Origin of the sequence: Paraburkholderia dipogonis, assembly GCF_042680985.1 — a bacterium.
Classification (GTDB): domain Bacteria; phylum Pseudomonadota; class Gammaproteobacteria; order Burkholderiales; family Burkholderiaceae; genus Paraburkholderia; species Paraburkholderia phytofirmans.
Map to the genome: position 1 here is coordinate 270,075 of NZ_JBHUFR010000016.1, position 12,542 is coordinate 282,616.

Consider the following 12,542-nt stretch of genomic DNA (forward strand, 5'->3'; position numbering starts at 1 on the left):
ATAACCATGTTCCCAGACCGTATCTTCTCCGGCATGCGGCCCACCGGGTCGTTGCACCTCGGCCACTATCACGGCGTGCTGAAAAACTGGGTGCGGCTGCAGTCCGAATACCCGTGTTTCTTTTGTGTGGTCGACTGGCACGCGCTGACGACGCACTACGAAACGCCCGAAGTGATCGAAAAGAACGTCTGGGACGTGCTGATCGACTGGCTGGCCTCCGGCATCGATCCGGCGCAGGCCACGCTGTTCATTCAGAGCAAGGTGCCGGAGCACGCCGAACTGGCGCTGCTGCTCGGCATGAGCACGCCGCTCGGCTGGCTCGAACGTGTGCCGACCTACAAGGAGCAGCAGGAGAAGCTGAAGGACAAGGATCTGTCCACTTACGGCTTCCTCGGTTATCCGGTGCTGATGGCGGCGGACATTTTGTTGTATCGCGGCTCGCTCGTGCCGGTTGGCGAAGACCAGGTGCCGCACGTTGAAATGACGCGCGAAATCGCGCGCCGCTTCAACTACCTGTACGGCCGCGAACCGGGTTTCGAGGAGAAGGCCAGCGACGCCGCGAAGAAGCTCGGCGGCAAGCGCGCCAAGCTCTATCACGAGTTGCGCAACGCCTACCAGCAGGAAGGCGACGACGAAGCGCTCGAACAGGCGCGTGCCATGTTGCAGGAATCGCAGAGCCTGTCGATGAACGACCGCGAGCGCCTGTTCGGCTACCTCGAAGGTTCGCGCAAGATCATTCTGGTCGAGCCGCAGGCCATGTTGACCGAAGCGTCGCGCATGCCGGGTCTCGACGGCCAGAAAATGTCGAAGTCGTACGGCAACACGATCGGCCTGCGCGAAGACGCGGAGACCATCACGAAGAAAGTGCGCACCATGCCGACCGATCCGGCCCGCGTGCGCCGCACCGATCCCGGCGACCCCGACAAGTGCCCGGTGTGGCAGCTCCATCAGGTCTACACGGACGAAGCCACCCACGAATGGGTGCAGAAGGGTTGCCGCACCGCGGGCATTGGGTGCCTCGAGTGCAAGCAGCCGGTGATCGAAGGCATTCTGCGCGAGCAGCAGCCCATGCTCGAGCGCGCGCAGAAGTACATGGATGATCCGTCGCTGTTGCGCGCGATCGTCGCCGACGGTTGCGACAAGGCCCGCAGGTTCGCCACGGAAACGATGCGCGACGTACGCGAAGCCATGGGGCTCTCATACAACTGACACAACTGACGAGCCGCGTCCATCTCATGAGTAGTCCCGCAACCTGCGCCGTGCATGGATTGGGCGAGCCGTCGCCGTGGGTGCGCGAATGGGCGCATCTGGTCGCGAAAGGCGGTCCCGTGCTCGATGTCGCGTCCGGCGCGGGAAGGCATGTGCGTTTCTTCGCGTCGCTAGGACATCCCGTCACCGCCATCGACCGCGACGCGGCGGCGCTCGACGCGCTGCGCGGTGAACCGCTCATCACTGCGCTCCAGGCCGACATCGAAAGCGCCGCGTGGCCTCTGCCCGCTGACGCAAGATTCGCCGCTGTCGTAGTGACGAACTATCTGCACCGGCCGCTCTTTCCGCAGCTTTTGCGCGCGCTCGCGCCCGGCGGCGTACTGGTTTACGAGACCTTCGCGCAAGGAAACGAAAGCGTCGGCAAACCCTCTAATCCGGCGTTTCTGCTGGCGCCCGGCGAGCTTCTCGACCGCGTGCGCGGCCAACTCCGGGTGGTCGCTTTTCAGGACGGTTTTCTCGCGCAGCCGCGCCCGGCCTACGTCCAGCGGATCTGCGCAATTCTGGAGGCGGAGCGCTCAGACGACCCCGCGCAGGCGGCATCTCCGCCTTGTTACGGGTTGGCTGGCTAATCCGCTACAATCGCGGTTTACCTGATCAAATTCATGGCGTTTCATGACTAACGGCAACCAAAGCAGCAAGCTCGGCAGCAACGACAGCGTTCAGATTCGCGGCAGCATTCCCGCCATCATCACCCCGATGCTCGAAGACGGCGGCCTCGATCTGCCGGCGTTTCGCAAACTGATCGACTGGCACATCGCGGAGGGCACCAACGCTCTCGTCGTGGTCGGCACGAGCGGCGAGTCGGCCACGCTGTCGGTCGAAGAACACGTGCTGATGGTCAAGACCGCGGTCGAGCACACAGCGGGCCGGATTCCGGTGATCGCGGGCTCGGGCGGCAACTCCACGACGGAAGCCATCGAACTCACCCAGCAGGCCAGGGAAGTCGGCGCCAACGCCACGCTCCAGGTCGTGCCGTACTACAACAAGCCGACGCAGGAAGGCATCTACCGCCACTTCGCGAAGATCGCCGAAACCGTCGATCTGCCGGTGATTCTGTACAACGTGCCGGGCCGCACCGTTGCCGACATGAGCAACGACACCATTCTGCGTTGCGCGCAGGTGCCGGGCATCATCGGTGTGAAGGAAGCGACCGGCAATATCGATCGCGCCGCGCATCTGATCAAGTCCGCGCCCGCGCATTTCGGCATCTACAGCGGCGACGATCCCACCGCGATCGCGCTGATGCTGCTCGGCGGCCACGGCAATATTTCGGTCACCGCGAACGTCGCGCCGCGCGCGATGAGCGAACTCTGCAAGGCCGCCCTGGCCTCAGACGCGAAGACCGCGCGTGAAATTCATCTGAAACTCCTGTCGTTGCATAAGAACCTGTTCATCGAATCGAATCCGATTCCGGCCAAATGGGCGCTGCAGCAACTGGGTCGTGTGCAGGGCGGAATCCGCCTGCCGCTCACGCCGCTCGACGCGCAATACCACGAAGTGGTGCGCGGCGCGTTGCGCGAAGCGGGCCTGCTGGGGTAGGCGGACAGCGTCCGCGGCACCCACAGCGCCAACCAAAGCCTGCCACCGGCACTCCCTTAACCGACGTCGATCCAGCCCGCGTTCCCGGCACACAGAACCAAGGCACCGCGTTCCAGCATCACGAAGGACCTCATGAAACGTTCCGCACTTTCCCTCCACGCAACCCGCATGGCGGCGCTGGCGCTTGCCCTCACGACGCTCGCCGGCTGTGACACGCTGAACGACTGGTTTGCTTCCGACCGCGTCAACTACAAGGGTGCGGGCAGCGCGCCGCCGCTCGCCGTTCCGAACGATTTGAGCACGACCAAGACCGAGGAGCGCTATGTCGCGCCGCCGGCCAATCTGGCGTTGGGCGGCGCGCAGACGCGCGCGGTGACGGCCGCCGGCAATGCGACCGAAGGCCAGCCGAACGCGCAGGATCCGCTCGGCATGCATATCGAACGTGACGGCGATCGCCGCTGGCTGGTCGTCGACGGCCGCTCGCCGGAACAACTCTGGCCGCAGTTGCAGGAGTTCTGGCAGGAAAACGGCTTCGCGCTCAAGACCGACGCGCCGGCCACCGGCATCATGACGACCGACTGGGCTGAAAACCGCGCCAACATTCCGGACGACTGGTTCCGCCGCACGGTCGGCAAGGTCATCGATTTCGCGTATTCGTCGGGCACCCGCGACAGCTTCCGCACGCTCGTCTCGCGTGCGCCGGGCGATACGACCGACATCTCCATCACGCACAGCGCCATGGAAGAAGTGTTGACGGGGCAGGACAAGACGTCGTCGCGTTGGGAAGAGCGCCCGCGCGATCCGGCGCTCGAGGCGCTGTTCCTTACGAAGCTGATGCAGAAGTTCGGCCTGACCGAAGCGCAATCGAAGCAACTGCTGACCGACGCGCGTACGGCTGTCGCGCCGGCCACGATCGACCAGAGCGCGGGTGCATCCACGCTCGACCTGCCGGAGTCGTTCGACCGCGCATGGCTGCGCGTGGGCCTCGCGCTCGACCGCACCAACTTCACGGTCGACAACCGCGATCGCGCGAAGGGCATCTACTACGTGCGCTATGCGGACTCGATGCAGGAGCTCAAAAAAGAAGGTCTGCTGGGCAAGCTGTTCTACAGCGGCAATTCGTCGAAGAAGCCGAGTCAGGAATTCCTCGTCAACGTGCGCTCGAAGGGCGACACGGTCACGCAGGTGGCGGTGCTGACGGCGAACGGGCAGGTCGACAATTCGTCGGACGCGCAGCGCATCGTGACGCTGCTGCACGCGCAACTGAACTAAGCGGACCGTGAGGTTCGCCAGTCTCGGAAGCGGCAGTGAGGGCAATGCGTTGCTGGTGGAAGCGCGAAGCGGCGCGACCACCACGCGCGTGCTGCTCGATTGCGGTTTTTCCGCCAGGGAAGTCGAGCGGCGGTTGACGCGGCTCGGCGCGAGCGTCGAAGGTCTCGACGCGATTCTAATTACGCATGAGCATAGCGACCACATTGGCAGCGCGCTGACGCTGGCGCGCAAGTGGTCGATTCCGTTGTACATGAGCTGGGGCACCGCCCGCGCGGTGGGCGCCGACGAGGCCGACGTCGACCTGCAAGTGCTGTGGGGCGACGAAGCGGTCGCGATCGGCGACCTCAGCATTCTTCCTTACACCGTTCCGCACGACGCCCGCGAGCCGCTGCAATACGTGCTCTCGAACGGCGCGAGCCGGCTTGGCGTACTGACGGATGTCGGCACGTCCACGCCGCATATCAGCTCAGTGCTGAGCGGTTGCGACGCGCTGGTGCTCGAATGCAATCACGACGTGCGGATGCTGGCGGGCAGCCGCTATCCGCAGTCGCTGAAGGCGCGCATCGGCGGCAATCATGGGCATTTGAACAACGACGCGGCGGCTGAAATTCTCGCTTCGCTCGACCGTTCGCGATTGCGCCATCTGGTTGCCGCACATCTGAGCCAGCAGAACAATCTGCCTGAATTGGCGCAGGCCGCTATAGCCGGTGTGCTAGGCGCGGCGCCGACGGAAGTGGTGGTGGCTTCGCAGGATGAGGGGTGTGCGTGGCTGAGCGTGTGATCCGCGTCTGACGCTTGACTCTCTTGCGCAGCAGACGCCGCGGAGTCATGAAAAAAGCCCATACCGATTGCTCGTTATGGGCTTTGTCTTTCAGGGCGGCGGGTTTCGAACGCCGCGCCCCGAATCAGGCTTAGTTGCGATTGCCGCCGAAGATGCCGAGCAGCGCCAGCAGGTTGACGAAAACGTTGTACAGATCCAGGTAGATCGCGAGCGTGGCGGTGATGTAGTTCGTTTCACCGCCGTTCACGACGCGCTGAACGTCGAACAGCATGTAGGCCGAGAAGATGACGATGGCCATGACCGACACCGTGAGCATCAGCGCCGGCAAATGCAGGAACACGTTCGCGACCGATGCGAGCAGCAGCACGATCACGCCCATGAACAGCCACTTGCCGAGCCCCGAAAAGTCGCGCTTGCTGACCGTGGCGATGGTTGCCATCGACGCGAAGATCACACCAGTGCCACCGAAGGCGAGCATGATCAACGACGGGCCGTTCGAAAAACCGAGCACGAAGCTCAGGATGCGCGACAGCATCAGGCCCATGAAGAACGTGAAGCCGAGTAGCACGAACACGCCGGCCGCGCTGTCTTTGGTCTTCTGGATGGCGAACATGAAGCCGAAGGCGATCGCGAAGAACGCCAGCATGCTCATGGCGGGACTCGTGGCGGCGAATAGCGAGAAGCCGGTGGTAAGGCCCACCCACGCGCCCAGCACTGTCGGAATCATGGACAGCGCGAGCAGCCAGTAGGTGTTCCGTAGCACGCGGTTACGCGTTTCGACCGTGCTGACCGCGCCATTGCGGCCAAAGCTATACGGATGATCGTTCATGGTCTCTCCTTACCTCAGAAGCGTGTTGCGTATGGTTGTGATGCGGGTTAAAGCGGGTTGTAGCGAGTCGTGCAGCGCCGGTGGGGTTTCCTGCCGCCGGCCGCGGCGCTCTCATCCCTAAGATTGGCGCGCGGGCAGGGAGTTTCAATGCCCTGAAAATACCCACACGGCTACGCTACCAGTAATCGGAAACTCCTGCTTGGAGTCTTTCAGCACTGTAAGGGTTCAATCGCAATCATACACGGGAACATGCTACAATAGCGGATTCATTTGAATCTGTAACCTCTTAATTTTTTGGAGTTTTTATGGCGATCGAACGCACCCTGTCGATTATCAAGCCGGACGCAGTGGCCAAGAACGTGATCGGCCAGATCTACAGTCGTTTCGAAAACGCTGGTCTGAAGATCGTGGCTTCGCGCATGGTTCACCTGTCGCGCGCCGACGCGGAGAAGTTCTACGCTGTGCACGCCGCACGTCCGTTCTTCAAGGACCTGGTCGAATTCATGATCTCGGGCCCGGTGGTCGTGCAAGCGCTGGAAGGCGAAAACGCCATCCTGAAGCACCGCGACCTGATGGGTGCAACAGACCCGAAGAAGGCGGAAAAGGGCACGATCCGCGCCGACTTCGCTGACAGCATCGACGCGAACGCAGTGCACGGTTCCGACGCTGCTGAAACGGCAGCAGTCGAAATCGCGTTCTTCTTCCCGCAAGTGAACGTCTACTCGCGTTAAGCAGAACTTGCCTCGCGCGATTCGTGCAGCCGACTGGTTTTATCGCACGAATCGCCCGGCAAAGTAGTAAGGTAAAAGCAGCAGGAATGGGCGCGAACGGCATTGCGTTCATGCAGCTTGTTGCATGAACGTAGTCTCGCACTGAAATGGCAGGATTCGATATGACGAGCAGTCCCACCGTCAACCTTCTCGACCTCGACGCCCAAGGGCTCGTCGCCTACTGCGGCAGCTTGGGCGAGAAGCCGTTTCGCGCCAAGCAGTTGCAGCGCTGGATTCACCAGTACAACGCTGCCGACTTCGACGGCATGACCGATCTCGCGAAGTCCTTGCGCGAAAAGCTCAAGGGGCGCGCCACGATCTCGATGCCGGGCATCGTCAGCGACAATATTTCTACCGACGGCACACGCAAGTGGCTGATCGACGTCGGCAACAGCAACGCGGTCGAAACCGTCTACATCCCCGAAGAAACGCGTGGCACGCTGTGCGTGTCGTCGCAGGCCGGGTGCGCGGTCAACTGCCGTTTCTGTTCGACCGGCAAACAGGGTTTCTCCCGCAATCTCACCACCGCCGAAATCATCGGCCAGTTGCGCATGGCCGAGTTCGCGCTGCGGGCGTCGCGCGGCGTCGATGGCGGCCGCGCCACGGGTGGCGACGGCAAGGGCGAGCGGGTCGTGACGAACGTCGTGATGATGGGCATGGGCGAGCCGCTGCTCAATTACGACGCGGTCGTGCCGGCCATGCGCCTGATGCTCGACGATAACGCCTATGGCCTGTCGCGCCGCCGTGTCACGCTGTCCACCTCGGGCGTCGTGCCCATGATGGACCGGCTCGGCGCCGATCTGCCGGTAGCGCTCGCGGTCTCCTTGCATGCGCCTAGCGATCCGCTGCGCGACATGCTGGTGCCGCTGAACAAGAAGTATCCGCTGCGCGAACTGATGGCGGCTTGCCAGCGCTATCTGAAGGTCGCACCGCGCGACTTCATTACGTTTGAATATTGCATGCTCGACGGGGTCAACGACAGCGAAGCGCAAGCGCGCGAATTGCTGGCGATCACGCGCGACGTGCCGTGCAAGTTCAACCTGATTCCGTTCAATCCGTTCCCCGAGTCGGGCCTCATCCGCTCGAAACCGGAACAGATCAAGCGGTTTGCACAAGTGCTGATGGACGCGGGCGTCGTCACCACGGTGCGTAAAACACGCGGCGATGATATCGACGCTGCCTGCGGTCAGCTGGCCGGCGCGGTGAAAGACCGCACCCGCCTCGCTGAGCGCACCGGGAAGGCAGCCAAGGTGATCGAGGTTCGCGCCGTGTAATCGCGCGGGGACGGCAGGGCGCCGGTGTCCGGAGAAAACTCCGCGAATGCACGACAACTTGCTGTGCCGGCGTCGATTGAAAAGAAAGTTTGCAGAAGCGATCGGAAGCGGCGCACAAGGCCGCACATTTTGTTATAAACGGTCTGCGATTCGGACGTGAGGCTTGAGCCCGTCCGGGTTGCACGAGTGAAAAAGAATCGACGCGAAAGGATTTGGGATGAGTGAGCCGCAGCACCCGCAGCCGCAGGACACAGACACGAACGAAAGCCATCCGGCGCCAGTCGCGCGGGCGGCGGTGCAGCCTGTTGTGCAGCCGGGCATGGATTCGTTGGCGGCGGTTGGCGCGCGCTTGACCCAATTGCGTGAATCGAAAGGCTGGACAATCGACGACGTGTCGGCGCGTCTGAAAGTGTCCGTCATCAAGTTGCGCGCGCTCGAATCGGGCGATATCAGCCACTTGCCGGATACGACCTTCGCGCTCGGCGTGGTGCGCAGTTACGCGAAAATGCTCGGTGCGGATCCCACGCCGTTCACGGCGGCGCTGCGCCGCGAAAAGGGTGTGCCCGCGCCGGACCTGTCGATGCCCGCGTCATCGGGCAGGGATTTGCCGCGCGGCAAGGTATCGCTCTCGCTGGGCGGCAGCGGGCAGAAGAGCCGCTCGTGGTTATGGGGCGTGGCGGCGGTGATCGTCGCGGTGATCGCGCTTGGCATGTGGCATACCAATGGCGGCGATTCGTCGGCTTGGCTGGCGCGCTTGAAAGCGAGCGCGAACGGCGCCACAGGCGGCTCGACCGGCGCATCGGGCGCGGTGGCGCAGGGCCAGTCGGCAGGTTCGGAAGCGGCTGCGGACGAGGCTGCTTCAGCGACGGACACGCAGACGGCGGCGGAGAATGCAGCGTCGGCTACGCCGATGCCCGCGCCGCTTGCCACGGGTGCGGCACCTTCGTCGGCGCCGGCAGTCACGGCAATGACCGCCGCGCCGAAGACGGGCTCACAAGCACCGGCTGTGGCAACGGCGCCGGGCGCGAGCGCACCGGCGGCTACGGTGATGCCGGCTGCAGGCCAGTCGATCGTCGCGTTGAGCGTCAAGCAGGATAGCTGGTTCAGCGTGCGTGGCAAAGATGGCAAGGAAGTGTTCTCCGGCCTCGTGCACGCAGGCGATACCAAGGCAGTAACGGGCGAAGCGCCGTTCAAGGTCACGCTCGGCAACAGGGCCGGCCTCGACTCGCTGACGCTCGATGGCCAGCCGGTCGATTCGTCGAAATATGCGGCGGCCAAAGGCAACGTGGCGCGTTTCGCGCTGCCTTGACAGATACGGTATGCGCCGCGGCCAACCGGTCCGCGGCGCTTTTTCAATTCAGGCGCGACGTCTTTTGTGTGGCGCATGCGGCGTAAATGGGTTTTTCGATGCAATCCGAAGCTCAATCCCAATCCAGTAGCAAGATCGTTTCAACCGAGCCGGTGTTCGGCGGCCACGCACCGCGGCGCAAGTCGCACGCGGTCGACGTCCGTTGGGGCGGCCAGCTCGTTACCATCGGCGGCGACGCACCCGTGCGCATCCAGTCGATGACCAACACGGACACCGCGGACGCCATCGGCACCGCGATCCAGATCAAGGAACTGGCGCAAGCCGGCTCGGAACTGGTCCGTATTACCGTGAACACGCCGGAAGCGGCCGCGGCCGTGCCGGCCGTGCGCGAGCAGCTCGACCGCATGGGCGTGTCGGTGCCGCTGGTCGGCGACTTCCATTACAACGGCCATCTGCTGTTGCGCGATTACCCCGCGTGCGCGGAGTCGCTGTCCAAGTACCGGATCAATCCAGGCAATGTGGGCCACGGCGCGAAACGCGACACGCAATTCGCGCAGATGATCGAAGCCGCGGCAAAGTACGACAAGCCGGTGCGGATCGGCGTGAACTGGGGCAGTCTCGATCAGGACCTACTCGCGAAGATGATGGACGAGAACGCCGCGCGTGCCACGCCGTGGGAAGCGCAAAGCGTGATGTACGAAGCACTCATCCAGTCGGCGATCGGCTCGGCGGAGCGGGCGGTCGAACTCGGCCTGTCGCGCAATCAGATCATTCTGTCGTGCAAGGTCAGCGGCGTGCAGGATCTGATCGCCGTGTACCGCGAACTTGCGCGCCGTTGCGACTTCGCGCTGCATCTCGGCTTGACCGAGGCGGGCATGGGTTCGAAGGGCATCGTGGCGTCGACCGCGGCGTTGTCTGTGTTGCTGCAGCAGGGCATCGGCGACACGATCCGCATTTCGCTCACGCCGGAACCGGGCGCCTCGCGTACCGGCGAAGTGATCGTCGGCCAGGAAATCCTGCAGACCATGGGTCTGCGCTCGTTCACGCCGATGGTGATCGCGTGCCCGGGTTGCGGCCGTACCACCAGCACGTTGTTCCAGGAACTCGCATCGCAAATCCAGACCTATCTGCGCACGCAGATGCCGGTGTGGCGCGATCAGTATCCTGGCGTCGAGAAGATGCATGTCGCGGTGATGGGCTGCATCGTCAACGGTCCGGGCGAGTCCAAGCAGGCGAATATCGGCATCAGCCTGCCGGGCTCGGGCGAGAACCCGGCCGCGCCGGTGTTCATCGACGGCGAGAAGGTCAAGACGCTGCGCGGCGACAACATCGCGCAAGAATTCCAGCAAATCGTGAGTGACTACGTCGAGCGCAGCTATGGCCGCGCCACGGTAGCCAACTAAATATCGGCTCTCGAAATACAGATGACTGAACAGAAGAAAAAGCTCGAAAAGCTCTCCGGCGTGAAGGGCATGAACGACATCCTTCCGCAGGAAGCCGGGCTGTGGGAATTTTTCGAAACGACCGTCAAGTCGATGCTGCGTTCGTACGGATACCAGAATATTCGCACGCCGATCATCGAGCATACGCAACTGTTCAAGCGCGGTATCGGCGAAGTGACCGACATCGTCGAGAAAGAGATGTACAGCTTTACCGACGCGTTGAACGGTGAAAATCTGACCATGCGCCCGGAAAACACGGCAGCGGTGGTGCGCGCGGCGATCGAACACAACATGCTGTACGACGGCCCGAAGCGCCTGTGGTACATCGGCCCGATGTTCCGTCACGAGCGTCCGCAGCGCGGCCGCTATCGCCAGTTTCATCAGGTCGGCGTGGAGGCGCTTGGCTTTGCCGGTCCGGACGCCGACGCTGAAATCATCATGATGTGCCAACGTCTGTGGGACGACCTCGGACTGATGGGCATCAAACTCGAAATCAACTCGCTGGGCCTCGCGGAAGAACGCGCGGCGCATCGTGTGGAATTGATCGCGCACCTCGAAAAGCACATGGACGTGCTCGACGAGGAAGCGAAACGCCGTCTCTACACGAACCCGCTGCGCGTGCTGGACACGAAGAATCCGGCCATGCAGGAAGTCGCGCAGAACGCGCCCAAGCTGATCGATTTTCTCGGTGAAGAATCGCGTGCGCACTTCGAAGGTTTGCAGCGCATTCTGAAGGCGAACAACATCCCGTTCACGATCAATCCGCGTCTCGTGCGCGGTCTCGATTACTACAATCTGACCGTGTTCGAATGGGTGACCGATAAGCTCGGCGCGCAAGGCACTGTCGCGGCGGGCGGCCGTTATGATCCGCTGATCGAACAGCTCGGCGGCAAGCCCACGGCGGCATGCGGTTGGGCAATGGGCGTCGAGCGCATTCTCGAATTGCTGAAGGAAGAGCAGCTCGTGCCGGAAGACGAAGGTTGCGACGTGTACGTGGTCCATCAGGGCGACGCGGCGCGCGAGCAGGCCTTCATCATCGCCGAGCGTCTGCGAGACACCGGCCTCGATGTAATCCTGCATTGTAGCGCCGACGGTCAAACGGCCAGCTTCAAATCGCAGATGAAGCGTGCCGACGCAAGCGGCGCCGCGTTCGCTGTGGTGCTCGGTGAAGACGAGATCGCCAACGGCACGGTCGGCGTGAAACCGCTGCGCGATACAAATGCTAACGGCGGTAAAAACGAGCAACAAAACGTGCCGGCCGAAGACTTGACCGAATTTCTAATCAATGCGATGGTTGCAACCGCCGAAGACGGCGACGACTGATCGCGATGTCGTCGAGCCGGTTGGGTGCCGATCGGGTTCGACACGCACACGTAGCAAGAAAGAGGAAATCGCCGGGCAATGAGTTACCACGACGAACAAGAATCGATTGAAAGTCTGAAGGCATGGTGGACGCAGTGGGGCAATGCAACCACATGGATCGTGCTGGTGGCACTGGTGGCCGCAGCCGGCTGGAACGGCTGGAATTTCTGGCAACGGCGCCAGGCGGCGGATGCCGCCGTGCTGTATGACCAGGTGCAGCAGGCCGTGGCGTCGGGCGACAAGGCGAAGATCACGCGCGTCGCCACCGACATGGAAGACAAGTTCAGCCGCACCGCGTATGCGCAAATGACCGCGCTGGGCGCCGCCAAGGCGCTGTACGCCGCGGGCGACGAGGCCGCCGCCAAGGCGCAACTGCAATGGACCATCGATCACGCGAAAGATGACGAGTTCAAGCAGATCGCCAAGCTGCGTCTCGCTTCGCTGCTGCTCGACGACAAGGCTTACGACCAGGGCCTCGCGTTGCTGGCCGAACCGCAGTCCGACGCGTTCAAAGGCATCGTGGCGAACGGCCGCGGCGATCTTCTCGCCGCTCAAGGCAAGCGCGACGATGCACGCGCGGCCTACAAGCTCGCGCTCGATTCGCTGTCGAAAAACGATAGCTCCGCACGCCAGTTGATTCAGTTCAAGCTGGACGCGCTGGGTGGCTGATCGCCGCATATGAGCGCCGCAATCGG

At 62.9% G+C, this 12,542-nt stretch carries 12 protein-coding genes; 11 read left to right on the top strand and 1 reads right to left on the bottom strand.

Annotated features, from left to right (window positions below):
- The first annotated feature begins 6 nt into the window (after positions 1 to 6).
- From ACFSNN_RS21415 to ACFSNN_RS21435, 5 genes are all read left to right on the top strand, one after another.
- On the top strand, positions 7 to 1,209 hold the full coding sequence (locus tag ACFSNN_RS21415; protein WP_134455641.1) for a tryptophan--tRNA ligase: 1,203 nt from the start codon (positions 7 to 9) through the stop codon (positions 1,207 to 1,209).
- A gap of 26 nt (positions 1,210 to 1,235) precedes the next feature.
- Positions 1,236 to 1,838 carry a class I SAM-dependent methyltransferase gene (locus tag ACFSNN_RS21420; protein WP_134455642.1) on the top strand — a complete coding sequence of 201 codons (603 nt, stop codon included), beginning with the start codon at positions 1,236 to 1,238 and terminating at the stop codon, positions 1,836 to 1,838.
- Between the two features lie 43 nt (positions 1,839 to 1,881).
- Positions 1,882 to 2,808, top strand: a complete 927-nt coding sequence (gene dapA, locus ACFSNN_RS21425; RefSeq protein WP_134455643.1) for a 4-hydroxy-tetrahydrodipicolinate synthase — start codon at positions 1,882 to 1,884, stop codon at positions 2,806 to 2,808.
- A 132-nt stretch (positions 2,809 to 2,940) separates the two neighbouring features.
- Positions 2,941 to 4,080, top strand: coding sequence for an outer membrane protein assembly factor BamC (gene bamC, locus ACFSNN_RS21430; protein WP_134455644.1), 1,140 nt, complete (start codon positions 2,941 to 2,943; stop codon positions 4,078 to 4,080).
- 7 nt (positions 4,081 to 4,087) lie between these two features.
- A complete protein-coding gene (locus tag ACFSNN_RS21435) occupies positions 4,088 to 4,861 on the top strand; it encodes an MBL fold metallo-hydrolase (RefSeq protein WP_134455645.1) in 774 nt (257 codons plus the stop codon).
- Between the two features lie 130 nt (positions 4,862 to 4,991).
- On the opposite strand, the gene ACFSNN_RS21440 is transcribed toward ACFSNN_RS21435, so the two are convergent.
- Positions 4,992 to 5,690, bottom strand: a complete 699-nt coding sequence (locus tag ACFSNN_RS21440; protein WP_012433534.1) for a Bax inhibitor-1/YccA family protein — start codon at positions 5,688 to 5,690, stop codon at positions 4,992 to 4,994.
- 305 nt (positions 5,691 to 5,995) lie between these two features.
- Here ACFSNN_RS21440 and ndk point away from each other — a divergent pair, with 305 nt between their 5' ends.
- The 6 genes from ndk (at position 5,996) to ACFSNN_RS21470 (ending at position 12,516) form a co-directional block, all read left to right on the top strand.
- Complete coding sequence (ndk, locus tag ACFSNN_RS21445; protein ID WP_134455646.1) at positions 5,996 to 6,421, top strand: nucleoside-diphosphate kinase; 426 nt, start codon at positions 5,996 to 5,998, stop codon at positions 6,419 to 6,421.
- 161 nt (positions 6,422 to 6,582) lie between these two features.
- Positions 6,583 to 7,734 carry a dual-specificity RNA methyltransferase RlmN gene (gene rlmN / locus ACFSNN_RS21450; RefSeq protein WP_134455647.1) on the top strand — a complete coding sequence of 384 codons (1,152 nt, stop codon included), beginning with the start codon at positions 6,583 to 6,585 and terminating at the stop codon, positions 7,732 to 7,734.
- Positions 7,735 to 7,951: 217 nt separating this feature from the next.
- Positions 7,952 to 9,043: a RodZ domain-containing protein gene (locus ACFSNN_RS21455; protein WP_134455648.1), complete on the top strand. Its 1,092-nt coding sequence runs from the start codon at positions 7,952 to 7,954 to the stop codon at positions 9,041 to 9,043.
- Positions 9,044 to 9,129: 86 nt separating this feature from the next.
- Entirely contained in the window at positions 9,130 to 10,446 is a 1,317-nt protein-coding gene (gene ispG / locus ACFSNN_RS21460; RefSeq protein ID WP_134455649.1) for a flavodoxin-dependent (E)-4-hydroxy-3-methylbut-2-enyl-diphosphate synthase, read from the top strand.
- Between the two features lie 21 nt (positions 10,447 to 10,467).
- Entirely contained in the window at positions 10,468 to 11,808 is a 1,341-nt protein-coding gene (gene hisS, locus ACFSNN_RS21465; RefSeq protein WP_134455650.1) for a histidine--tRNA ligase, read from the top strand.
- A gap of 78 nt (positions 11,809 to 11,886) precedes the next feature.
- On the top strand, positions 11,887 to 12,516 hold the full coding sequence (locus ACFSNN_RS21470; protein ID WP_134455651.1) for a YfgM family protein: 630 nt from the start codon (positions 11,887 to 11,889) through the stop codon (positions 12,514 to 12,516).
- Positions 12,517 to 12,542: the final 26 nt, after the last annotated feature.

Bases quoted from the DNA above. Each gene is read 5' to 3' on its own strand.
- ndk (WP_134455646.1), top strand. From the start codon at position 5,996: ATGGCGATCGAACGCACCCTGTCGATTATCAAGCCGGACGCAGTGGCC.
- ACFSNN_RS21470 (WP_134455651.1), top strand. From the start codon at position 11,887: ATGAGTTACCACGACGAACAAGAATCGATTGAAAGTCTGAAGGCATGG.
- ACFSNN_RS21420 (WP_134455642.1), top strand. From the start codon at position 1,236: ATGAGTAGTCCCGCAACCTGCGCCGTGCATGGATTGGGCGAGCCGTCG.
- rlmN (WP_134455647.1), top strand. From the start codon at position 6,583: ATGACGAGCAGTCCCACCGTCAACCTTCTCGACCTCGACGCCCAAGGG.
- hisS (WP_134455650.1), top strand. From the start codon at position 10,468: ATGACTGAACAGAAGAAAAAGCTCGAAAAGCTCTCCGGCGTGAAGGGC.
- dapA (WP_134455643.1), top strand. From the start codon at position 1,882: ATGACTAACGGCAACCAAAGCAGCAAGCTCGGCAGCAACGACAGCGTT.
- ispG (WP_134455649.1), top strand. From the start codon at position 9,130: ATGGGTTTTTCGATGCAATCCGAAGCTCAATCCCAATCCAGTAGCAAG.
- bamC (WP_134455644.1), top strand. From the start codon at position 2,941: ATGAAACGTTCCGCACTTTCCCTCCACGCAACCCGCATGGCGGCGCTG.
- ACFSNN_RS21440 (WP_012433534.1), bottom strand. From the start codon at position 5,690: ATGAACGATCATCCGTATAGCTTTGGCCGCAATGGCGCGGTCAGCACG.
- ACFSNN_RS21455 (WP_134455648.1), top strand. From the start codon at position 7,952: ATGAGTGAGCCGCAGCACCCGCAGCCGCAGGACACAGACACGAACGAA.
- ACFSNN_RS21415 (WP_134455641.1), top strand. From the start codon at position 7: ATGTTCCCAGACCGTATCTTCTCCGGCATGCGGCCCACCGGGTCGTTG.